Source organism: Micromonospora inaquosa, from assembly GCF_003857055.1.
Lineage (GTDB): Bacteria > Actinomycetota > Actinomycetes > Mycobacteriales > Micromonosporaceae > Micromonospora > Micromonospora inaquosa.
In genome coordinates, this window is sequence record NZ_QGSZ01000176.1 from 15,722 (window position 1) to 36,148 (window position 20,427).

Annotated in this window: 25 protein-coding genes; 16 read left to right on the forward strand and 9 right to left on the reverse strand. The window is 66.8% G+C overall.

The window, feature by feature from the left end; all coding sequences use genetic code 11:
- Positions 1-138 precede the first annotated feature (138 nt).
- The gene (locus DLJ59_RS10005) at positions 139-771 is read right to left on the reverse strand and encodes a hypothetical protein (protein ID WP_124772219.1); all 633 of its coding nucleotides are present in this window, start codon (positions 769-771) and stop codon (positions 139-141) included.
- A 1,155-nt stretch (positions 772-1,926) separates the two neighbouring features.
- Between DLJ59_RS10005 and DLJ59_RS10010 the strand changes: the two genes are divergently transcribed.
- Positions 1,927-2,478, forward strand: a complete 552-nt coding sequence (locus DLJ59_RS10010; protein ID WP_124772220.1) for a hypothetical protein — start codon at positions 1,927-1,929, stop codon at positions 2,476-2,478.
- Positions 2,479-2,689: 211 nt separating this feature from the next.
- Here the strand turns inward: DLJ59_RS10010 and DLJ59_RS10015 are convergent, their stop codons facing one another.
- Positions 2,690-3,676 carry an aldo/keto reductase gene (locus DLJ59_RS10015; protein ID WP_124772221.1) on the reverse strand — a complete coding sequence of 329 codons (987 nt, stop codon included), beginning with the start codon at positions 3,674-3,676 and terminating at the stop codon, positions 2,690-2,692.
- A 129-nt stretch (positions 3,677-3,805) separates the two neighbouring features.
- Here DLJ59_RS10015 and DLJ59_RS10020 point away from each other — a divergent pair, with 129 nt between their 5' ends.
- The 8 genes from DLJ59_RS10020 to DLJ59_RS37315 all read left to right on the forward strand — a co-directional run bounded on the left by DLJ59_RS10020 (position 3,806) and on the right by DLJ59_RS37315 (position 8,074).
- Entirely contained in the window at positions 3,806-4,654 is an 849-nt protein-coding gene (locus DLJ59_RS10020; protein WP_124772222.1) for a helix-turn-helix transcriptional regulator, read from the forward strand.
- Positions 4,655-4,913: 259 nt separating this feature from the next.
- Complete coding sequence (locus tag DLJ59_RS10025) at positions 4,914-5,300, forward strand: YbaB/EbfC family nucleoid-associated protein (RefSeq protein WP_244235936.1); 387 nt, start codon at positions 4,914-4,916, stop codon at positions 5,298-5,300.
- Positions 5,297-5,620 carry a WXG100 family type VII secretion target gene (locus DLJ59_RS10030; protein ID WP_124772224.1) on the forward strand — a complete coding sequence of 108 codons (324 nt, stop codon included), beginning with the start codon at positions 5,297-5,299 and terminating at the stop codon, positions 5,618-5,620. Before DLJ59_RS10025 ends, DLJ59_RS10030 begins: the two co-directional genes overlap by 4 nt.
- A gap of 3 nt (positions 5,621-5,623) precedes the next feature.
- Positions 5,624-6,118, forward strand: a complete 495-nt coding sequence (locus DLJ59_RS10035) for a WXG100-like domain-containing protein (protein WP_124772225.1) — start codon at positions 5,624-5,626, stop codon at positions 6,116-6,118.
- A 43-nt stretch (positions 6,119-6,161) separates the two neighbouring features.
- Entirely contained in the window at positions 6,162-6,665 is a 504-nt protein-coding gene (locus DLJ59_RS10040; RefSeq protein WP_244235937.1) for an endonuclease, read from the forward strand.
- A complete protein-coding gene (locus DLJ59_RS10045; protein ID WP_124772227.1) occupies positions 6,662-7,195 on the forward strand; it encodes a hypothetical protein in 534 nt (177 codons plus the stop codon). The genes DLJ59_RS10040 and DLJ59_RS10045 overlap by 4 nt, the downstream gene beginning before the upstream one ends.
- Entirely contained in the window at positions 7,192-7,722 is a 531-nt protein-coding gene (locus DLJ59_RS10050; protein WP_124772228.1) for an SUKH-4 family immunity protein, read from the forward strand. The genes DLJ59_RS10045 and DLJ59_RS10050 overlap by 4 nt, the downstream gene beginning before the upstream one ends.
- A gap of 79 nt (positions 7,723-7,801) precedes the next feature.
- Positions 7,802-8,074 (forward strand): hypothetical protein, encoded by a 273-nt coding sequence (locus tag DLJ59_RS37315; RefSeq protein WP_244235938.1) that lies wholly within the window; start codon positions 7,802-7,804, stop codon positions 8,072-8,074.
- 264 nt (positions 8,075-8,338) lie between these two features.
- On the opposite strand, the gene DLJ59_RS10060 is transcribed toward DLJ59_RS37315, so the two are convergent.
- Positions 8,339-8,908, reverse strand: a complete 570-nt coding sequence (locus tag DLJ59_RS10060; RefSeq protein ID WP_124772229.1) for a P-loop nucleotide/nucleoside kinase family protein — start codon at positions 8,906-8,908, stop codon at positions 8,339-8,341.
- A 190-nt stretch (positions 8,909-9,098) separates the two neighbouring features.
- Between DLJ59_RS10060 and DLJ59_RS10065 the strand changes: the two genes are divergently transcribed.
- A complete protein-coding gene (locus DLJ59_RS10065; protein ID WP_124772230.1) occupies positions 9,099-9,998 on the forward strand; it encodes a DUF1963 domain-containing protein in 900 nt (299 codons plus the stop codon).
- Between the two features lie 288 nt (positions 9,999-10,286).
- Here DLJ59_RS10065 and DLJ59_RS10070 read toward each other — a convergent pair whose 3' ends face one another.
- Positions 10,287-10,931 (reverse strand): TetR/AcrR family transcriptional regulator, encoded by a 645-nt coding sequence (locus tag DLJ59_RS10070; RefSeq protein ID WP_124772231.1) that lies wholly within the window; start codon positions 10,929-10,931, stop codon positions 10,287-10,289.
- A 277-nt stretch (positions 10,932-11,208) separates the two neighbouring features.
- Here DLJ59_RS10070 and DLJ59_RS10075 point away from each other — a divergent pair, with 277 nt between their 5' ends.
- The 5 genes from DLJ59_RS10075 (at position 11,209) to DLJ59_RS10095 (ending at position 14,894) form a co-directional block, all read left to right on the forward strand.
- Positions 11,209-11,751 (forward strand): carboxymuconolactone decarboxylase family protein, encoded by a 543-nt coding sequence (locus DLJ59_RS10075; RefSeq protein ID WP_124772232.1) that lies wholly within the window; start codon positions 11,209-11,211, stop codon positions 11,749-11,751.
- A 37-nt stretch (positions 11,752-11,788) separates the two neighbouring features.
- Positions 11,789-12,445 (forward strand): nitroreductase family protein, encoded by a 657-nt coding sequence (locus DLJ59_RS10080; RefSeq protein WP_244235939.1) that lies wholly within the window; start codon positions 11,789-11,791, stop codon positions 12,443-12,445.
- Positions 12,446-12,568: 123 nt separating this feature from the next.
- On the forward strand, positions 12,569-12,964 hold the full coding sequence (locus DLJ59_RS10085; RefSeq protein ID WP_124772233.1) for an MmcQ/YjbR family DNA-binding protein: 396 nt from the start codon (positions 12,569-12,571) through the stop codon (positions 12,962-12,964).
- A 330-nt stretch (positions 12,965-13,294) separates the two neighbouring features.
- A complete protein-coding gene (locus DLJ59_RS10090) occupies positions 13,295-13,723 on the forward strand; it encodes a carboxymuconolactone decarboxylase family protein (RefSeq protein WP_124772234.1) in 429 nt (142 codons plus the stop codon).
- Positions 13,724-14,306: 583 nt separating this feature from the next.
- On the forward strand, positions 14,307-14,894 hold the full coding sequence (locus DLJ59_RS10095; protein WP_124772235.1) for a hypothetical protein: 588 nt from the start codon (positions 14,307-14,309) through the stop codon (positions 14,892-14,894).
- 71 nt (positions 14,895-14,965) lie between these two features.
- Here DLJ59_RS10095 and DLJ59_RS10100 read toward each other — a convergent pair whose 3' ends face one another.
- A complete protein-coding gene (locus DLJ59_RS10100; protein WP_124772236.1) occupies positions 14,966-16,174 on the reverse strand; it encodes a PucR family transcriptional regulator in 1,209 nt (402 codons plus the stop codon).
- 209 nt (positions 16,175-16,383) lie between these two features.
- Between DLJ59_RS10100 and DLJ59_RS10105 the strand changes: the two genes are divergently transcribed.
- Positions 16,384-17,367, forward strand: a complete 984-nt coding sequence (locus DLJ59_RS10105; protein WP_124772237.1) for an SdrD B-like domain-containing protein — start codon at positions 16,384-16,386, stop codon at positions 17,365-17,367.
- A 258-nt stretch (positions 17,368-17,625) separates the two neighbouring features.
- Here DLJ59_RS10105 and DLJ59_RS10110 read toward each other — a convergent pair whose 3' ends face one another.
- The 4 genes from DLJ59_RS10110 to DLJ59_RS10125 form a co-directional block, all read right to left on the reverse strand.
- Positions 17,626-17,859 (reverse strand): holin, encoded by a 234-nt coding sequence (locus DLJ59_RS10110; protein ID WP_124772238.1) that lies wholly within the window; start codon positions 17,857-17,859, stop codon positions 17,626-17,628.
- 65 nt (positions 17,860-17,924) lie between these two features.
- Complete coding sequence (locus DLJ59_RS10115) at positions 17,925-18,161, reverse strand: hypothetical protein (RefSeq protein ID WP_124772239.1); 237 nt, start codon at positions 18,159-18,161, stop codon at positions 17,925-17,927.
- 849 nt (positions 18,162-19,010) lie between these two features.
- Positions 19,011-19,565: a nucleotidyltransferase family protein gene (locus DLJ59_RS10120; protein ID WP_124772240.1), complete on the reverse strand. Its 555-nt coding sequence runs from the start codon at positions 19,563-19,565 to the stop codon at positions 19,011-19,013.
- 141 nt (positions 19,566-19,706) lie between these two features.
- A complete protein-coding gene (locus DLJ59_RS10125; RefSeq protein ID WP_244235940.1) occupies positions 19,707-20,234 on the reverse strand; it encodes a hypothetical protein in 528 nt (175 codons plus the stop codon).
- Between the last annotated feature and the right edge of the window lie 193 nt (positions 20,235-20,427).

The window sequence follows — 20,427 nt, forward strand, 5'->3', positions numbered from 1 at the left end:
CTAGGAACGGCGCAGGTCAAGCCCCGCTGGCGAGGCAGCGGCCGACGGAGCTTGACGTCCATAGGAGCATCGGGATGGCACAGGTTCGACGGCGTTAGGCGGAGAGGATGCCTGCCTGGTGTTATCAGCGTGGCCCGATCAACTCCACCTAAGCCCGGCGAGTTGTTGCTTGAACTGTTTCAGGGTGAAGCCGTGGCTCTCGGGCGGTATAAGCGACAGGGAGTAGGTGACCTGCCCGAGCTCCCACCAGACCGTCCAAGAGCCTGGTGCGCCGTAGGTAGTGATGATGCCTTGCTGTGAGCGGATTGGGACCGTGGCGATAGTGGCGGGCCGGTGCACTCTGGTTGTGGGCTGCGCGTCGAGGAGCAGCATTGTGCCGCCAGGGTCGCGAAAGCTCTGAAACCAGCGTTCGTCGGGTCGCAGGTGTCCTCCGGAAGGATCCCACCGCTTGTCTGCAAGGACGTCCGGCACATCCCGCTGAAAGTAGGTCGGATGCGGCCGGGTGGTGGTGGCGTCGCGCAGAACTCTGTCACCGAGGGGTTTCTGCAGCGACACGAAAGCGGGCGCAGCGTCACCGGTGGTGGCGCATACTTCTTCCTCTGCTCGCACGATGCTCGTGGTCACCGAAATGACCACCTGGGTTTCGTCCTGACGGGTGATCGTCGCCTCGGGGGAACGCGTGGACTCTCCGCAGATTGCGCTGTCTATGCCGGTGGCCACGGTGATCGAGGTGTCATCGCGAGCGACGACCGCCGCGACCCATGGCAGCACGACGGATCCATCCGGCGTCGAGGCTCGATTCTCATGCTGCGGTGCCGCCGACGCGGACGATGTCGCCTCTTGTGGAGGTTCCGCTACGGCGTCTCGGCGACCTGTTCCGCAGGCACCACATAGCGTCGCGACGAGCACTGCTGCGGTGATGCGCCCAACCTTGCGCGAGCTAATGATCACCACCGCAGCCTGCCAGAAAGTGGAAGCTCACCGCTGCCCCTCACTGCACCGAGCCGGTGACCACCGACGAGCCAGCCGCTCGGGCGAATGCTCCGGGATCTGTGGGCAGCCCTCGGGGGAAGGCTGGGCACAGATGGGAGGCAAGATCGCAATCCGTTACGACCCTGGTCAAGGTCGCGGCTTGACACCTGTAGGAGCACCGGGATGGCAGCAGCGCTCGGGGCCTGCCGCTGGCCAAAGCAGGGTAGGTGCGTCGTCGTGGACACCACCTAGTGGTGGGCGGACTGCTGAGACCCGGGGGTTGTATCCCACTGATCTCTGTGGATACCATCAGGGCCGGCTAGATCAGCGGGGGCCTTAGATTCACCAGCAACAACGTCAATGTGGTATGCGTGGAGTGCGGCTACAAGCTGCCGTTTCGATACCGTCGGATTTTCAATTCGGCAAATCGGCCATGGGAATCTACCGTATTTGACCTAATGCCCCCGCACACTCACATCAGGCTGTCGAGATTCGATAGTCGTGTCGCTGGAGGTGTGTCGTGAGAAAAATTGGCAGGACGTTGGTCAGGGCGGCGCTAATTTCAAGCCTCGTAGCCGTCGGTGGGCTGGTTGCCGTCCAGCCGGCTTCCGCGCACAGTGGCACCTGGGAAAGGATCCGCAGCGGCTGCCGCTACACGGGTGGCGTGACGTCCAACCACCAAGTTGCCTGGACCCAGAAAGTATCGGGTAGTTGCACGGGGCACGCGTGGCTGTTGGTGAACTACGAGGAGGACGGCTGGATCGTCACTCGTGAACTTCACCAGGCCGATTACGTCGCGGATTCCCCGCCGGCTGGCTCGAGCTTCCGGAGCGTATGCCACAAGACTCAGGAGAACGAGTCCTACGGGTGTTCACACTAGGAGTGAGAACCGGCTCCGAACCACATGACGGCCGGTCGGCTGCAGTCATCCTGCAGGCTGGTAGGAGCCTCCTCGTGGCTGCGTTGATCCTGGGAGTGGCGGGCTGCTCGTCTTCGACGAATGCCGGGCAGCCTCAGCCGGACAAAGTAACGGCATCTACGCAAGTCGCACCGTCCGTCCCCGCAATGGGGTCGTCCGGCGAGGAGTCGGACCGGGCGGAATATGAACTTGCGGTCCGGCGACTGGAAACCTGCCTCAGCGCGTCGAAGGTCACCCTTGTCAACGACGGCTGGGATCCGATCGGCAACGACGAGATGATTCTCGGGTACGCATCGGCTGACCTGACGCTCGACGAAAAGATGAGCGTTGCCCGCCGGTGCCGGGCAACTCACCTCGATGCTGCGGCGGAGCGTTTCCGGAAAACCCACGCACCTTACGTGTCACCAGATCTGCTGGACACGATTCGAAAGTGCCTCGCCGCCAGGGGCGTACGGCTTGCGAACGAGGAAAAGAGCCCGGAAGGCATATTGCGAGCCGTGCCGACAGAAAGGCGCCCGGATTTGATCGAATGCGTGCATGAGGGTGGGCGCAAGTTATACCCAGATACGCCAATATCTTTCCCATAGTTCAGATGTCCGGCCGCTGTTGGCGGCCGGACATCCCCAGGGCTTATGCAAGGTAGAGACAGGACCGGATCGCCGGTTTTGAGGTAGTCACGGTGTCCACATCGGTGACCACATCCGCTGGCGCAACCAACGAGCCCGACCGAGGTCCGGATTCGCGACCAGCCCGAGATCCGCTGCCTGGACTACCCGTTCATGGCTGCCTGACGAGGCACTAGTTACCGACGCCGAGGCTCGACATGAACGCCGCCGGGTAACGGTCACCGAGTGCGGCACCCTTCGGCACGGCCGCCTCGATCTCTTCGAGATCCTCGGCCGACAACTTCACGTCCAGCGCCGGAAACGCCTCGGCCAGCTGCTGCCGGGTGCGTGCACCGACCAGCGGAACGATGGACGGGTCCTGCGCCGCCACCCACGCGATCGCCAACTGCGCCACCGTGCACCCCTTCGCGTCGGCGACCCGACGCAACGCCTCCACCAGGGTGAGGTTGTGCGACGCGTTCTCGGCGGAGAAGCGGGGACTGTGGTTACGGTGATCGTCCGGCCGCCCCGGCACCCAGTTCCCCGAGAGCAGGCCACGGCTCAGCACCCCGTACGCGGTCAGCCCGATGCCCAACTCCCGCAGCGTGGGCAGCACGTCGGCCTCGACCGCCCGCGACAGCAGCGAATACTCAATCTGAAGATCAGCAACCGGATGTACGGCGTGCGCCCGCCGGACGGTCTCCGCGTCAACCTCGGAGAGCCCCACGTACCGCACGTAACCGGCGTCGATCATCTCCTTGATCGTGCCAATCGTGTCCTCGATCGGCACCGACCGGTCGAGCCGGGCCGGCCGGTAGATGTCCACGTAGTCGACGCCGAGCCGGGTCAGCGAGTAGCTCAGGAAGTTCCGCACCGAAGCCGGGCGGGAGTCCTGACCGGCGAACCGCATGCCCGGCCCCACCTGCTGCCCGAACTTCACACTCAGCAGATAGCTGTCCCGGTCGCGTCCCCGCAACGCCTCCGACAGCAGCAGTTCGTTGTGCCCCATGCCATAGAAGTCGCCGGTGTCGACCAGCGTGACCCCCGCGTCCAGCGCGGCCCGTACGGTGGCGATGCTCTCCTCGCGATCGGCCGGGCCGTACGCGCCCGACATGCTCATCGCCCCCAGCCCCACCGCGGAAACCTTGGGACCCGTGTTACCCAGAGTGCGTGTCTGCATCGAAACTCTCCCTCATCGGTCGATCTCGGTTCCACCCTGCGCCGCTTTCCGGCCCGCCGACAGCGGAGCGCTTATCGTGGGAGCGCCGCTCCCTGGCTCGGTGCCCAGTCCCCGGGGCACCATGGAGGCATGCAGCGTGAGCAGCTCGCCGACTTCCTGCGGCGCCGGCGCGAGACCATCCGCCCCGCCGAGGTCGGCATCGCCGACGGCCCCCGCCGCCGCACCGCCGGCCTGCGTCGCGAGGAGGTCGCCATGCTCGCCGGCATGTCCGTCGACTACGTCGTCCGCCTTGAGCAGGGCCGCAGCAGCCAGCCGTCGACCCAGCTGCTCGGTGCCCTGGCCCGGGCCCTGCGCCTGACCGACGACGAGCGAAGCCACCTGTTCCACCTGGCCGGCCACCAGCCGCCGCCCGCCGACGGCATCGCCCGCCTGGCCAGGGCCGGCCTGGTCCGCCTGCTCGACCTGGTGGGCGATATCCCCGCCATGGTCCTGTCCGACCTGGGCGAGGTCCTGGCGCAGAACCGCATGTCGATCCTGCTCAGCGGCGACCACACCGGGCTGACTGGCGACCGCCGCTACGTCGCCTACCGTTACTTCACCGACCCGGTCATCCGCGACCTCCACGGCCCCGAGGAATGGCAGCGGCACGCCCGCCAGCAGGTCGCCGACCTGCGCGCGGTGGCCGGCCGGCGGGCCGGCGACCCGGCTGTGACGGGCCTGATCGAACGGTTGCGGGCTGCGAGCGACGACTTCCGGCGGCTGTGGGCCGAGCACGAGGTGGCGGTGCGCCGGGCCGACCGCAAGACGTTCATGCACCCGCGCGTGGGCCGCATCACGATGGACTGCGAAACCCTGGTCACCCCCGACCTCGGCCAGCAGCTGCTGGTGCTGACCCCGGCCGACGCCGAGGCCCGGGAGAAGCTTGAGCTGCTGCGCGTGCTGGGGGTCGAGGAGTTCCCGGCCGGCGTGCCGCACTGACAGTGCCCGCGGTTCCCACGCCCATGGGAGCTCTGACGACCCGTCACCGCGCCCGAAGTGCTCACCGACGCTGGACAGAGAGACGGGGGCTTCGACCTGTGGTGATGCGGTCGAGCGGTGCGGCGTGACCTCCCAGTAGAGGTCGAAGTGCTCAGGGCGGCGTGGTTTGACCCGTATCCGTATGCTCGCGAATGTTCGAGCACTATCGGGAGGGCGATCTATGTCGATGTCACGGGACGCGAGTGGGGACTTCGCCAGCATGCTCGATGCCACTGTCGGTGCCCTTCGGGCGGTGAGCCCACAGCCGGAAGACGAGGAAGTCGCCCGGCAGCGGCGGATCGGCGAGGCAGCGGATGGTCATGTCTCTGCCGAGTTCGGTGCCGACGGTCGGCTTTCGTCGCTTACCGTGGATCCGCGCTTGATGCGCCGGGGCTCCGCCGAGCTGTGTGACCGGATCGTCGAGGCGGTGAATGCGGCGATCGACTCCATGCGTAGCGGCGTCTCCGCGCCGGGTGCTGCGGACCTTACGCAGCTCACCGAGCAGCTGCAGCAGGTCAGGGATACGGCCGTGCCGCGGCTGAGCACGTTTCTGCAGGCATTGACCGAGGCGCAGGCCCGGATGTCCGGCGGGAGTGCTGACCGGTGAGCGGTTTCGAGGTGGAGCCCGCAGCCCTGCGAGCCGGCGCTGATCAGGTGATCGGCGCGGCCGATCGGTTCATCGGGCAGCTCGAGAGTTTCGAGGCGCAGATGGCCGGCTACGGCGAGCCCTGGGGCGGCGACGACATCGGCTCGCTGATCGGGGGCGTCTACACCGGAGTTTCGGCCTGGGTGCTGGACTGCATCGGTGTGGCTGCCGAGGAGATCGGCGCGGCGGGCAGCGATCTGACCGCGATGGCTGACAACTACGAGTCGGTTGAGCGCGAAACCGCGAACGCGATGCGCGACATCCTCGGAATTCTGGGGTGAGGGATGGGACTTCAGCTGCCGGGTGAGCTGGTCACCGCCCTCGGTTGGATCGGCTTTTCCTGGCCGGAGGGTGACGAGGAGAAGCTGTTCGAGATGGGGCAGGCCTGGATCGACTTCGCCGGGACGGTCGCCGACGCCTCCGGGGAGGCGGGCGCGGCCGCTGCGGCGGTGATGTCGAAGCAGAGCGGCGAGGCGATGCAGGCGTTCGCCCAGTGGTGGGAGAAACCGGAGAGCGGGCCGGGTACCCTGCCGGACTACGCTCAGGCGGCGATGCTGGTCGGCACCGGCCTGATCATCTGCGCCGGGATCGTGCTCGCGTTGAAGATCCAGATGATTGTGCAGCTGGCCATCTTTGCCTTCCAGGTGGCGCAGGCCATCGCAACCGCGGTCGTCACCTTCGGCGCGTCGCTGGCTGAGATCCCGATTTTCCAAATGATCACGCGGGAGATCGTCGGCCTGCTGGTCGACCAGGTGATTGCGGAGCTGATAAGTGGCTAGCCGGGGCGGTCCCCGGAAGCGAGGTGGCGCGGCCAAGCCGAAGGTGGGCAAACTCGTCGGCGCGGCGGTGAAGAAGGCCTCCGCACCCCCGGTGAGGCGCAACAATGATCTGCCCGAGGTCACCATCCGGGTCCAGCGTAAGAGCACACACCACCGCACCGACTTCGACCGCAAGATGGCCGCCCTGAAACGGCTCAGCGATCAGGAAAAGCTGTTCAAGCAGGCGAACCCGGTAGCGCGCGACACCAGCATTACCGGCGGGTTCAAGGACCGGATCATCCGGAAGATCCACAACAAGTACATCAAGAACAACAAGGGCAGCGACGCGCAGAAGGCCAAAGACCGTGAAGCGGCCGAGCGGATGAAGCAACGGGTACGCGACCAGAACCCCGATCATGTCTGGGAGCTGCAACTTGGCGGTCCTGACGAGGTCAGTAACCTGAAGCTGATGGACGCCGAGACCAACCAGGACATCGGCACCCAGATCCGGGTGCAGATCATGAACCTGCCGGACGGCACGCCGATCCGAATAGAGGTAGTGGATTGAACCCCGATCTGCGGGAACTCATCGAGGAGTTGCGCGCCGACCTGGTGGCGGACGAGGACAACACCGTCAGCTGGGGAGAGATCAGCGCGGGCGCGCCGACCGACAAGATTCCGGCCGAGGTGCCACAGCCGGTACGCGAGCTGATGGAGGTCGCCGAGAGCATCGCGGCCGGTGGGTTCTACCTGCCCGGCATCTCCTCCTCAGCGCGTATGCAGAGCGGTCTGAAGATGATGCCGGAATACACCGGCGTCGCCGCCGAGCCCGACGAGTGGTTCTACCTCGGGCGCCTCAAGGAGGAGCCGCTGTTGCTGCGGCGCGACTCCGGCGCGGTCTGGTACTTCCCGCAGGTCAGCACCGACGAGTGGTTCATGCGCGAGGCTTTCCAGGAGATCGCCCCGGACCTGGACTCTTTCCTCGATTACTACCTGTTCGGCGCGGGCTACGCCGAGATCGGCTCTGACGATGACGACTGGTGGCGGTTCCTTGAGGAACAGGACCTGACCACGCCGGGCGAGCAGGAGGACGAATGAGCGTGTCGTTGGCGGAACTCACCGCGCTCTGGGGCGCCGACGGCGTGATCGAGGTCCCGGCCGGTCTGCTCGGCGACGTGCTCACACCGGGAGTCCTGCCGGCCGGTGCCGCTCTCCCGGTCGAGGTGCCGATCCTGTTCACCGCGGACGTCACCGCCCCGGGCATGACGCCGTTCGGCAAGTTGAAGATCGAGATTGGCGACGAGGGCCCGCGGATGTACGTCATCCTCGGCAGCTCGCCCGATGACGCCCAGATGCTCTACATCCTTGACTCGCAGAACGGCTCGGTCATCCTGCTGGACCTCTCGACGCCGAACTTCGAGCACGTCAACGCCTCGTTCGCTGCGTTCGTCGAGTTCCTCTACAGGCTCGGGCAGCTTATCGCCACCGACCCGGGCGGCAGGGCACGCGCCGAGGTCGCGGCGGCCATCCGCGCCGAGTTGACGCGGGTCGACCCGTCCGCATTCACCGATCCGGAATCGTGGTGGAGCATCGCCTTCGACCAGCTCGAATCCACCGCCGCGTAGCCTCGTGCCTCACCCCGGCTGCGGACCGGCCCCAGCAGGGGACTGACAACAGACGCCGCACCCGCATAACGTCCACTCGATGATCCGACCTGCGTTCCTGGACGTCGCTGAAACCGCCGCAGCCCTGTTGCACGAACCGATGCTGATCGAGCGATGGTCCACGCCCAGCGCGCTGCCCGACTTCTCCACCGGCGGCCTCGCCCGTCATCTGGCCAACCAGCTCACCCACACCGCGACCTTCCTCGCCGCGACGCCGGGAGCGTCAGCCATCTCGGTGCTGGAGCGGCACAACCAGCAAACCGCATCGTGGACCTCGGCGACTGGGGTCTGCACGTCGATGACTTCCTACTGACCCGGGTGGTGGAACTGGTCGTGCACATCGACGACCTGGCAGTCAGTCTCGGGCTGCCGACGCCAGCGCTGCCAGAGGCAGCGGCCGGAGCGACAATCAAGCTGCTGAGCAGCCTCGCAGCCTGGCGACACGGTTCCCTGAACGTGATACGTGCGCTGGCTCGGCAAGAACGAGCCCCCGCCTCGATCGTCGCCCTCTGAACCGTCAGAGCCCCGCTCACGGCGTCGAGACGGTGTCCTCATCTAGCCGATGTGAGTGTGGTCCTCAGTTCCAGCCCCTTCCTGTCCGAGTCCACGCGTCCTGGTCCACCGGTCGAGGGTCTTGTCGCAGCCACGTGACGATGCTTTGTGCGTGTTCCTCGGGTGCCCCCGAGGACGACTCGATTCGAAGGGCGTCGTCGAAGTATGGGAACGCTTCAGCGCGCTCGCGGACGAGTGCTTCGTCGAGGTCCGTGGCTTGGTGGCGCTCCCGGAAACGGCTCACGGCCTCGTCGGGAGTCACGAAGAACTCGACGACCCGGAGCGGCGCAGAGGATCCCGCCAACGCTTCCAGCAGACTGGCTCGCTGGTCACGGCGGGCGTAGGTGCACTCGAGCACCACGGTCTCGCCACCATCTACGAACATTCGGGCGAGGAGGTGCGCGCCGGCGTACGCGCGCAAACGGTCGTCACGATTTCGATCGGACGCAGGGAACAGAAGCTCGAATAGCGTGTCGACCTCCAGGTAGATCCGACCGTGACCTGAGGTGGTCAGCACCTCTGCCAGAGTCTTTCCAACTGTGGACTTGCCCGAGCACGGAGGGCCCGACAACACGACAATCCCGCTGCTGGCCATGTCCCTCGCGGTTTCGTGATCGTTGACGACGTTCCAAGCAGGCGGACGATGGTGCGCAGGCACTTGAGGATCCTAACCACCCGGATCTGTCGCGATGGGGCCCGATCACGGCGGTGGCGAGGCCGGCGGCTGCGCGTTCGGGCGGTGGGCCCGCCCTCTGGTCACTGTCCGCGTGGCACCATGTCGCGTTATGGATCATCAGGGGCAGTTTCGTCGTGCGGCGCTCGCGTTAGGCATCCCGGACGACGAGGTCAGCCGGTTCATCCAGCACCTGCGTTTGTCGATCCGGTTGAGCGGGGGATCCGGCGGTGTTCCGGTCGGGCAGTTCGGTGGGTTGCCGCGGCTGCCGGTGGGCATGGACTGGCCGTCGGACGGGGTCGATGCGTTGCCGTTCATCTTCTCGGTCGACTGTGCGGCGCTGCCGAGAGTCGACGGCTTCGGGCTGCCGGCAGGCGGTTCGCTGCTGTTCTTCCTGAACCACGAGCAGGCGGCTGCCAGCGGGGAGCGCAGGTATGGGCGAGTCGTGTATGTGCCGGCTGGTACCGAGACCGAGGTGGCGGCAGGACGCACCGACCCGGCGTTCGTCGGCGAGCAGTATGAGGTCGGCGCCACGCTGCGCGCCGAGTTCCCCGATCGGTTCGGGGCTGACGACGAGGACGACGAGGCGGACGACGACGAGGACGACGACGACTTGTCGCCTTTCCAGCAGCAGTTGGCCCGTGACCTTGAGGGTGACCTGCCGCACCTTGACGAGCTCTGTGCGGTGGCCAACGATCTCTGGCCGCCTGACAGCGGGTACGCCAGCGCCTATATCGGCGGGTATGCCGACGAGGAGGTGATCAAGAGTATTGCGGAGCAGACCCTCGCGTGGCGCGAGAAGATCGGCGAGATCGTCATCCCGGTCGCGAAATGGTATTCCCATGTGGAGAGGGAGACGCACCGGCTGACGAGTGAGTGGGTGTCGCTCGCCCGCTTTCCCGTAGACAACGAGCTCTATTACCGGAGTGCCGGGAGTTTCGTGATCCGTCACGACGACCTGGCCGCCGGTCGGCTGGACGAGGCGCTTTCCATGGGCGAGCTGATCCCCTAGAACACCGGCGGCCCGCCCGCCCGCCGGTTGGGAGGGCGACGTCGGCGACCCAGCCGCCCGGATCTGCCGCCGACCGTGCGCGCTGCGCCTCGGTGACCCGGTCGCGGTTGACCAACGTCGGCGTCGCACTGCTCGCTGGAGACCTCTGCTTCCGCAGGGGCGCGTTCGGCCTGGATGTGCGCGATCCTGTCGGTGACAACGGCCGGGTCGGCTCCGACGTCGAGGGCGACCCGGTAGCGCGCTCCAACGTGGCGTCGCACCCGATACCCGAGGCTCGGATGCGCCGCGTCAGCCCATGTGTTGGTCGTCAGACGTCGCGAACGTCCGCAGATGGTCAACCGCCGCGGAGAGCGCGTCCTGCAGGGGGCCGATGTCCCGGGCGACCTGGGCGAGGAGCATGCCGCCTTGGTACGCCGCGAGGAACATGTCGGCGAGCCGCGCGGGGTCGGCGGACGCATCGATGCGGCCGAGTTGCCGCATGCGATCGAGCCCGGCGCGGAAGATCTCGCGCCACTGCGCGAACACCTCCGCGAGCCGGTCGTGCACGTCGAGATCGGTCTTGACGATCTCGCTCGCGAGCGAGCCGAGGCTGCAGCCGTCTTCGAACGGACGCCCCGAGAGGACGTAGAAGTCCGCCCAGTCCTGGAACGCCTCGATGGTGTCGAAGCTGGCGAACCGTTCGCTGCGGTGGAAGCCGAGGACGCTGTCAGCCTGCCAGTCGATGACCGCCAGGACGAGGCTCTCCTTGGTGGGGAAGTAGTGACTCAGCTGCGATCCACTCACGCCCGCAGCGCGGCGGACGAGCTCGTTGTTGGTTGCGTGCACCCCTTTGCCGTAGATCAGCGCCGCCGCGTGCTCCAGGATCCGCTCGCGCGTGGCCTGGCCCTTGGGAGTGAGCTTCTGGGCTGCCTCCGCCCCGTTGTTCACCTGCATGTGATCAACATACACACACTGGGCTCGGGAACCCACTTTTGCTGCGCCCAGTCCGACTGATGGACGAAATCGTCCAGTAAAGTCACGTGGCGACCGCGTACTCTAGTGGTCGCTCGCGCGTGGCCTGACCCTTGGGGCTTTGGGGCTGCCCACACTCCGCTGCTCAGCACATGTAATCAGCGTTACACAGACTGGGCTTGTAAACCCACTTTCGATGGGCTTCACTCAAGCGAGTGGACGAAATCGTCCAGTCAAGTCACCCTGGAGGTTCAGCACCATGTCTCGCCTGACCGCTCCCGCGCGCGCCGACATGGACGCGAAGACGCGGGGTGCCCTCGACGCCATCGCGAAGCAGTTCGGCTTCGCCCCCAGCATGTTCACCACGCTCGCCGCGAACCCGACAGTGCTCGAAATCGTGATGGGCCTGCAGGGCAGCATCGCGAAGCTCCTGGACGCGAAGACGCGCCACACGATCGCCCTCGCGGTCTCTCAGTCGAACGGCTGCCACTACTGCCAGGCACTCCACGGTTTCATCTCGTCGAACCTCGGCGGTATGTCGCCGGAGGAGATTGAGCTCGCCCGCAACGGCACGTCCAGCGACCCGAAGCGCGCCGCCGTCGCGAGGTTCGCGCAGCACGTGATCGAGACGCGTGGCCAGGTCAGCGACGAGGACCTCGAAGCGATCCGCGGGGCCGGTTACATCGACCCGGAGATCCAGGCGATCGTCACGATCGTGGTCGTCACCCTGCTCACGAACTACCTCAACAACGTCAGCGACGCCGTCGTCGACGTCCCCGGCGCCGACCACCAGTCGGCCTGACTTTCCTCTCCATCCGGCGTTCAGACAAAAAGAGAGCATGATCTTGAATCTCGACAAGCTGATGACGAAGCACCTCACCCGCTACTTCGACCCGAGCAAGAGGATCCCGGAGGAGACGTTCCAGCAGTTGCTGCGTTACCTGCGCACCTCACCGACGACGATCAACATTCAGCCGAACCGTTTCCACGTGCTGGAGACGCAGGACGGCAAGGACAAGCTCGCGAACGCACTGGTCGGCCGCTTCGCGGACAACGCGGAGAAGGTGCGCAACGCCTCGCACGCCATCATCTTCACCACGCGCAAGGACATCCCTGACACGCACCTGCAGGAGATCTTCGAGAAGGAGCGCGCCGACAGGCGCTTCGCCGACCCGGAGATCCAGAAGGGATGGGAGGCGGGCGCCTCCAACTTCGTGGAGATCCAGACGAAGAACTATGGCGGGGACGTGCTCCACTGGCTCGAGAAGAACACCTACCTCGTCGTCGGCGCCACGATGATGGCCGCCGCATCCCTCGGGGTGGACGCGACGCCGATGGAGGGCTTCGACCGCAGGACCGTGGACGCGGCCTTCGACCTGACCGGCACCGACTACACGACCACGCTGCTTCTGGTGCTCGGCTACCCCGACGAGGCTCGGGTTTCCCGTCAGCCGGTCTCGCGGTTCGACGCGGAGAAGATCTTCACGCACATGTGACGGACGCGGCGGACGTCGGGCCGCCGCGCCAGCCCCGTTCACTTCGACCCGGTTGCCCGGCGTCCGAGCGATCAACCCACAGCCGATCCACGGATCGAGGCTGAGGACTTCGAGGAGGTCAAGATGGAGATTGATAAGGCTGTGCAGGAGCGAGCCGCGGCCCGCGCCGCCGAGCTTCCCGGCTCCGAGCACGCACACCAGTCCACCGGCGACTGGGAGGTATGGAAGGTCGGTGGCAAGGTGTTCATGCTGCAGACGTCGATGCCCGGCGAGCCCGTTGTGATCCTGAAAGCGGATCCATCCGACGCGGACGCGCTCCGCGCCGCTCATGCGAGCATCTCGCCCGGCTACCACATGAACAAGAAGCACTGGATCACGATGCGGGCGGGTGCGGACGTCGAGCCCGCGCTTGTCGACAATCTCGTGACCGAGTCGTACCTCCTCGTCGTCGCCGGCCTGCCGAAGCAGAGCCGTCCCGTCGATCCCGCCTCATTCCGCGTCCCGCCGTCCGCCGACTGATCACGCTGACGCCGACCGCGCCCAGAGTGCTGCCCCTCATCCGCGCAGCGCCCGCACCGGCGCACGGCGCCCTTACGGGGCCGGCCGCATCTCCGACACCTACTTTCACCGGAGCCAGCGCCGACATCCTCGCCATCGCCAGGCTTGCCCACCTGAAGACGCGGCACCCGACCTGCGCCCGCCCCTCAAGGCTGGTGGGAATTCCGAAGCGGCTGTCCACCGACGGGGACGTCCCCACCACTGGTGCTGTCGTTGTCACCTACAGGAGGTCATCTCTTGGATACCAGGATCCAGAACGTCCGACTGAACGCCACGTCGAACGAGCAACTCATGGCTCTGGCGAACGCAGGAGCCGCAGCCTTCGGCCATACCGCCACACTCCAGGTGGAACGGACCTTGGCCCAGCTTCTGCGTTTACGTGTCGCGCAGATCAACAACTGCAGCTACTGCCTTCTGGTGCATCACGCCGCCGCCCGTACCGCCGAGATCCCGCCGCCCAAGGTCGAGACCCTCACCGCGTGGTGGGAGACGCACCTGTTCTCCGAGGCGGAGCGAGCCGCGCTGGCCTACACCGAGGCGTTGACCCGAGCCGCCGACGCCACCGTCAACAGCCGCCTCCAGGAAGCCCACGACAGGATGACCACGCACTTCACGGAGGGCGAGATCCTGGAAATCGTGGGCATTGTGATCAACATGAACATCTGGACGCGACTCAAGCTCGCCGAGGGCGCCATGCCCACAACGGCGCCTACCCCGTGAGTTGATACGCGGCCCTGCCATCGGAGCAGGTTGGCACCTGTGCGGTGGACGTCGAAGTCGTCATTCAGCCGCTCGGAGCGCCGGCACCGCTGTGAACAGGCGCTTCAGGATGGACGCCCCTTCGACGGATCCGAAGGCGCAGCCATGGTGCTTTCGGTTGTCAGTCGGGCAGCATCCGCACTCCGATGCGGCTGTGGGAGCCAGCGCTGGTGCCAACCATGGCACTGGGCTGGCACCTCACGATCGGCCCACTGTTCAGGGTGTCGCACTCGGCGGCGGACAGGGTCACCGACCCCTCGGCCCCCACTGCTCGCTCTGGCGTCGGCGCTTCGGCGGCGGGTCGACCAGCTCACCGTCGTCGGCGGCACCCTCAGACCAACATGGCTCCGCGAAACCCGGGGACATCAGTCCACATGTCACGGTGCGGTGCCGGCCGTTGTGCGGCATGACAATGTCAGGCGTCGACTAGGGGGCAGGTTTGCGATCGTTCACGAAGACGTCGGCACGCCCGTCGCTGAATAGTTTCCCCACCATGTTTTTCCGATTCCCCTGCGACTGCGGGGAATGATTGTAGGAGGGGAAGATGCTCAGACGTCGCGTGCTCGGCATCGGGCTTGCCGCACTGCTGGCGGTCTCCGTGGCCGCCGTTGCTTCTCCGGCCAGTGCAGCAGGGTCTGCGATGGCTGCCGGGGCGATCCCCCAGCCGGTGCTCGATGCGGCGGAGGCTCTGGCCGGAGGGCAGGCCGCAGCGGTAACACCTACGTTCAGCCGGAAGCCGACCACTCGTGGACCGGTCGCGGCAGCCGCCGAGAATGTGATCACCTGCTCCGCGCGGGCCCAGTATCCGCATGCGTCGACCGGCGGCAACGGCATCCCGGGCAGCATCGACGGCAAGGCGGATTCGTGGTGTGACGCGCCAATCCCGTACATCGGTGCGCAGGCCGAGTTGTACCAGTACGTCCCAGGCAGCGGCTTCTTCCTGGTGTCGGTCGGAAGCCTGAACTCCGGCCCGGGGAACAAGACGTACACAGGTGTCGCCTTCACGATCTGCCAGAGTGTGCCGAACTACTACGTCACCAAGGGCATCCACACGTACACCGCTCCCGGCGGCTACTACCCACCGTCAGTGACGCTGACAACACAGTCGCCCATCGTTCAGGTCACCTGCTGAGGAGGCCGCACGGATCAAACCGGTCGACCGTCGCGGTGCCAGCGGCGGTCGACCGGCTACGCCCGGCCTCGTCATGCCTCCCGCAGTCGGTCGGCGAACGCCCAGGCGACGACGGCGGTCAGGATCCGCACGCCGCGGGTCGAGGCCGGACGCAGCCCGATCAGCTCCTCTACGCGTCGCAGGCGATAGTCGAGCGTGCGGGTGTGCACACCAAGCGCCCGTGCCGTCGCCGGTCGGGACATGTCGTGCAGGTAGTACGCGTCGAGGGTGCGGATCAGGTCCGGGCCGGCTTCGAGTCGGGTGATGAGCTCCCGCAGCCAACCGTCCATCTGGGGCAAGCGGGCGGCTCCGAGTTCGACGAACCTGTCCGCGACGCTGTAGAGGTGCTGGGGTCTGCGCTCCGCCGACGTCAATCGGCTGATCTGTCGAGCCTGGTCCAGCACACCGGCCAGCTGGCCCACCGCTCCGAGGGCCGCCCCGGAAGCGCACCCACGGCCGGAGTCCATGGCGACGCCGCGGACCAGGTCCAGGGTGCGATCCGCCGCCGGACCGTATACGCCACCGTCGACAAGCCATGCCGACGTGGCCGTCGACGCGTCGACCGATGCCGGCGTGACAAGTACCAACTCCGCCGGCCCGAGCCAGGACATCGGGATCCGCCAGGACGCCATGGCTGTCGCGACGATGCGTTTCCGAGCCGGCGCGGTCAGGCCCGGCGGGTCGAACCGAACAACCGTCACCAGCCAGTGATTCGCAAGACGTACGCCGGCCGCCCGAGCGATGCCCGTCGGCGGTGGTTCGTCGGCCAGCAGCGACCGCGCGAGCATCTGGACCTGAGCCGACATCGACCAGGTCTGTGCAACGCCAACAAGGTACCCGTCCAGGTAGGCGCCGCGGGCCCGGTTGCCCTCCCGCCCGAGCCAGTTGGCCATGTGGAGCACATCCTCGGTGTTGGCCGCAGTAGCGGTCTCCACCACATCGCGCAGCATCAGTGCGGTATGGGTGCTGAGCGCCTGCCGTTGCGACGCCAGCGAGAGCCGATCCTCGCCCCGTCGTCGGCCGACGTCGCCGATGGCCGCCAGGTCGTCCTCGTCGAGCGACGTGTCGTCCCGTACGCGCTCCAGACTCACCCGTCGGATGAAACGCGCGAAGTCGAGCATGTGCGCGAGCTGCTCCGGTGACGGCGACGCGTATTCGGGCACCTCGCGCTGGTAGGTGTTGACGGCACGCAGGGCATTTACGTCAATCCGCCGCTGGAGCGCCACGATCAGGTCCGGCACGACACCTCCTGCAAGGGACGTCGGACGCCTTCCGATTGATGTTCGCCGATCCTATCGTCGGACCTCGACGCAAACGGCGACGTGGCGACAGCGCTGATCGCGGGTGGTCACGCTCGGTGGCTGGCCTTTGAGCCGATCTTGGGACAGCGGGGCCACTCGCCCAGCCGCTAGCATCGCGCTGATTCCCGTCCCCCATTACGGAGACCCCCATGCGCACACTTGCCGCCGCCCTCGTGGGCGCGTTCGTGGCCGTCCTCCCGGCTACGGCCGCCCTGGCCGCCGACCCCAAGCCGGATATCGCGGTGACCTCCGCCGCCGACAAGGCCAACTACGCTGAGGGTGAAACCTTCACCGTCACGGTCACGGTGCAGAACAAGAGCTCCGTCGACGCCAAACGCGTGCACTACACCGGCGGCGACAGCGAGGGCGTCGACGGTGTCGTCTACGGTGAGCTGTCGACCGGCTTCGACCTCGCCGCCGGCGCCACCAAGACCGTTCAGCTCACTGGCAAGACCAACCGCCTGGCGTCGCAGTCCGGCTACGGATTCGTTGCCTTCTCGCTCGCCGCCGACAACGGCGAAGCCAACGACGCCGACAACATCACCAGCGTGCGGCTGCCGGTGGCGGGCGTCTTCGACGATCTCGGCGGTTACGTCTTCCAGGGTGAGTCCTATGGCGCCGAGTGGACGCCCGGGACGCCTGGCGTCCCGGGTGTCAAGGTCGTCGCCACCAGTGCCGACGGCAAGACGAAGTACGCCGAGGCCATCACGGACGCCAAGGGCCTGTTCCGGTTCGCCCGCCTCCCCGCCGGCGACGTCCTGCTGACCTTCACCGCTCCGGCGGGCTGGAAGGTCCTGGCCGGCGAGAACGGCGAGGACGACCACACTCTGGCGCAGGTGCGCGCCGACGACAGCGACGAGCCGCGCGTCTTCGTGCCGGCGAAGAAGGTCCCCGTGACTTCGCCGAGCGTCACGCCGTCGGCGTCGCCGTCGCCGTCCCTCTCGCCGTCGCCGTCCCTCTCGCCGGCGCCGGCGCCGGCGCCGTCGGCGTCGGCGTCGGCGAGCGCCGGCCCGGGCCTGCCGGTCACCGGCGACAACACCATGCTGCTCGCCGGCGCGGCTGCGGTCGCCGTCGCGGTCGGCATCGCGCTGGTGCTCTTCGCACGGCGCCGCCGCGTGCACCTGCGGGCCTGATCGACCGAGATCGTTCCGGCGGCCGAACGGCCGCAGGCTGTCGCACCCCCCGTTATGTCGAGCAAGACGAAGGGCGCCGAGGCCCCAGCACCCGCTGGAGCCTCGGCGCCACGACTCCGGCCGCGACAACGCCTTCAACGCGCTTCGCGGGTGGACGCTCGGGTTGGCCGGGCTGCACCCTGACGGAAGTTTGGACGTGTTGAGACGCCCCCACCGGCCGAGGCTGGCGGGGGCGCGACTGTTTGCAGCTGCCGGAGGCTACTGCTCGACACTGACAAGGCTGGGCGAGTCGCCCTCTCCCGATACCTTCGCACTCACGAGTGAGGTGAGCACCGACAGCACCGCCGCGCCGGACGCGATGCCGCCGGCTGCTGCCCAATCCGCCTGCCAGGCGTTGAACACGACGTCAGCGCCCCAGTAGAGCAGCAGACCCTGTGCGGCGCTCTTCACCGCCCGCTCGGCGGTGGCCTTCCAGAACTTCGTGGTGAACATTGTGGTACCTCCAGGGGTCGGTTCATCGGACGGTCCATACGTCAAGAATGCCTGGTCAGGGGCGGTTAGTGCGTGCCGCGCTGTCCGGGGTCGACGGCCGGTACGGCACCGGTGGTGACCAGGAGACGATCCCGGCGCACGACGAGAGCCTCCAGTTCGGAGCGAGACCCGTTGAAGCGCGGCAGGACGTGGAAGCGCACGGCTGCCCGGCGTCGCATTTCGGCGACCTTGCCGTGCGACACCAGCACCGACGGCACCCGGCGCACCACGGGGTGCCGTTGCGGCGGGTCACCACAGCTCATCGAGGGCCGCGACCTGCTTGCGGAGGGTTCGGGCGTCTCCCGGCGGCAGGACGGCAACGGCGACGTCCAGGATCCAACGCAACTCGGGCGGGTTCGGGCAGCATTGCGTTATCCCGCAGCCAGCAGTCGGGTCCCACAAGCGGCGCCCGGGTTGGCACATGAACCATGACCAGGTCCGCAGTGCATCAGACACTGCCTGGTCCCAGAGGCGGGTGCGTTCGAGGTAGGCGATGGCTTTCAATCCGCGGGCCGAGAGCCCGGGGATGACGGAGGTTGACCCGTCAAGTGGTTGCCGGTAGATGGAATCGGCACGCAGTTGTGCGGGGCGCCTACGCGGCATTTCCCTTTCGCGGAGTCGACATGCCGATCATGGTTGCACACCCCTGTTCGGCCCACCTGCCCGAGAACATGCGTGCGCGGTTGTCGCCCCATTGTGGTATGACGGGATAATCGGATTGACCGCGGGCGCCGCGATCGTGGCGAGCGCTTTTTGTCGCAGCAGGTCGCGGGCATCCTTCTCGTCGCTGTAGCCCTCTTTGTGGGAGTGACCAGCCGTATCGCGGCGAAGTCCTCGGGAACTCGCCTGCCCATTCCGGCTAGCGCTGCGGGCATCGGTTACCTGGCAGCTCTGGCGGTAGTGGTGATCGGGTCCTTGATCATTGTATGGACCGTGGTACGTCCGGACGGTCCTTCCTGGCTCGCGTGGATGCTTGCTGCTCTCGTTTTTGTGGTCACCCTCAGCGGGGCATGGGTGGCGAAGGCGGAGCGAGCCGCATAGGCTCAAGGATAAACGCCACATTCTGCCGCGCTAGTGTCGCGTCCAGCTAGGTTCGCCCTATCCGCAACGCGCTAGATTTCCAGCCGCAGTCCGGTCCATCGGTGCAGCCATCCCTTGACCTCCACGCGGCGCTGTACCTTCGCGCGGCCCGCTGCGTTGTCCATGGTTGGAGACGGGCGGACAACCATTCCCACAAGGTCGGTCAGACCGTGGCAGGACACCAGACGAACAGAATCGCCCCGCAGAGTCACCGCGACGCACGTCGCGGTCTCGGGCCAGCGCGATATGCCGTCCAGGGTTGACGTGTAGGGCTCATCGCCATTGCGCAGATGCATCCGTGCTTGATTACGGATCTCCCACGGCACCTCAGGCAGGGCCACCAGGGCTTGGGCTTCGGCGCGTGCGTCCTCGCGTGGGTCCAGCTTGTCCGGGTCGAAGTAGGCGATATCCACGTCGCGATCGGGCGAGACCGGGATGCCGCTGATCGCGTCCCAGACGCGGTTGCGTACGAAGCCAGCACCGATCCACCAGTCCGGTAATCCAAGATCGGCCGCAGCCCGAAGGACTCTCATTGCTCCCGGGTCTGATTCGATCACGCCCACGACGTCCTGCGCGCTCATGACCATCCCAGGGACTCTAATCCAGCAGACGCGCACACCGCCTGCGAGGCGAGCGCTGAGAGGAGAGCGAAGTCGCGACCCTCCTGCTCTGTCGCTGTCACCACCGCAGACATCCGGTCAAGCCGCTGATCGCTCGGAGACAGTTCGCTAGCGGTTACCCCGGCGCGCGGGGCCACCATAAAGATGGACACGGTTGTCGACAACGCAGTCCGGTTCGCCGCGCAGAAGCCGGTCGCCCGCAGCATTGCCGTTGCTGACATGGACCACCCAGTCCTCGTAGTACCAGCTGGGGTCGCACGCGCAGTCGGTGAACCGGAACCGGAAATTGGCCCGGTACCGGCCGACCTGGCCATGGGCGAGGGTGAACAGGCGGGTCGACACTCCCGCCCGGGGAAACGCCGCCCCGCCGGGCAGACGCTCGACGGTTACCGCCGAGCCCTCGAAGGCGAGCCATAGCGTGAGGCTGCGGGCGATGCTCACGCCACCGGCCAGTACGTCGCTGCGCAGTGTGTAGCTGGCGGCCTCATCAGCCAGGACGTCGTGGACTACCACATCGCCTGTTGGCAGCGGCGCGGGAAGGACTACCGGTCGGTTGAGTCCTCGACGGGCGTTGGCCTGTGCAGCGCCCCGCCCGGCCGCGCTCCATCGCACACGTACCCGCTGGATGACGATCACGCCCAAACCATGGCCCACGGCCACAAGTCCCGCCAGCCGATATCCACTCACGGATCCGCGCCCTACATCGACTCCTCAATCGCCAGCAGCTCCTTGTCGGCCGGTCGCTTGTCCCGCCGTGCTAACCAGGAGGCGTAGGCTGCTGGACCGGGTATTGCGACTGGCCTACTTTTCCGACGGGCTGGTGGTGCCA

Bases quoted from the DNA above. Each gene is read 5' to 3' on its own strand.
- DLJ59_RS10090 (WP_124772234.1), top strand. From the start codon at position 13,295: ATGGCTCTGGCGAACGCAGGAGCCGCAGCCTTCGGCCATACCGCCACA.
- DLJ59_RS10070 (WP_124772231.1), bottom strand. From the start codon at position 10,931: ATGCAGGTGAACAACGGGGCGGAGGCAGCCCAGAAGCTCACTCCCAAG.
- DLJ59_RS10035 (WP_124772225.1), top strand. From the start codon at position 5,624: ATGGGACTTCAGCTGCCGGGTGAGCTGGTCACCGCCCTCGGTTGGATC.
- DLJ59_RS10075 (WP_124772232.1), top strand. From the start codon at position 11,209: ATGTCTCGCCTGACCGCTCCCGCGCGCGCCGACATGGACGCGAAGACG.
- DLJ59_RS10115 (WP_124772239.1), bottom strand. From the start codon at position 18,161: ATGAGCTGTGGTGACCCGCCGCAACGGCACCCCGTGGTGCGCCGGGTG.
- DLJ59_RS10015 (WP_124772221.1), bottom strand. From the start codon at position 3,676: ATGCAGACACGCACTCTGGGTAACACGGGTCCCAAGGTTTCCGCGGTG.
- DLJ59_RS10060 (WP_124772229.1), bottom strand. From the start codon at position 8,908: ATGGCCAGCAGCGGGATTGTCGTGTTGTCGGGCCCTCCGTGCTCGGGC.
- DLJ59_RS10085 (WP_124772233.1), top strand. From the start codon at position 12,569: ATGGAGATTGATAAGGCTGTGCAGGAGCGAGCCGCGGCCCGCGCCGCC.
- DLJ59_RS10080 (WP_244235939.1), top strand. From the start codon at position 11,789: ATGATCTTGAATCTCGACAAGCTGATGACGAAGCACCTCACCCGCTAC.
- DLJ59_RS10095 (WP_124772235.1), top strand. From the start codon at position 14,307: ATGCTCAGACGTCGCGTGCTCGGCATCGGGCTTGCCGCACTGCTGGCG.
- DLJ59_RS10050 (WP_124772228.1), top strand. From the start codon at position 7,192: ATGAGCGTGTCGTTGGCGGAACTCACCGCGCTCTGGGGCGCCGACGGC.
- DLJ59_RS10105 (WP_124772237.1), top strand. From the start codon at position 16,384: ATGCGCACACTTGCCGCCGCCCTCGTGGGCGCGTTCGTGGCCGTCCTC.
- DLJ59_RS10065 (WP_124772230.1), top strand. From the start codon at position 9,099: ATGGATCATCAGGGGCAGTTTCGTCGTGCGGCGCTCGCGTTAGGCATC.
- DLJ59_RS10120 (WP_124772240.1), bottom strand. From the start codon at position 19,565: ATGGTCATGAGCGCGCAGGACGTCGTGGGCGTGATCGAATCAGACCCG.
- DLJ59_RS10025 (WP_244235936.1), top strand. From the start codon at position 4,914: ATGCTCGATGCCACTGTCGGTGCCCTTCGGGCGGTGAGCCCACAGCCG.
- DLJ59_RS10020 (WP_124772222.1), top strand. From the start codon at position 3,806: ATGCAGCGTGAGCAGCTCGCCGACTTCCTGCGGCGCCGGCGCGAGACC.
- DLJ59_RS10110 (WP_124772238.1), bottom strand. From the start codon at position 17,859: ATGTTCACCACGAAGTTCTGGAAGGCCACCGCCGAGCGGGCGGTGAAG.
- DLJ59_RS37315 (WP_244235938.1), top strand. From the start codon at position 7,802: ATGATCCGACCTGCGTTCCTGGACGTCGCTGAAACCGCCGCAGCCCTG.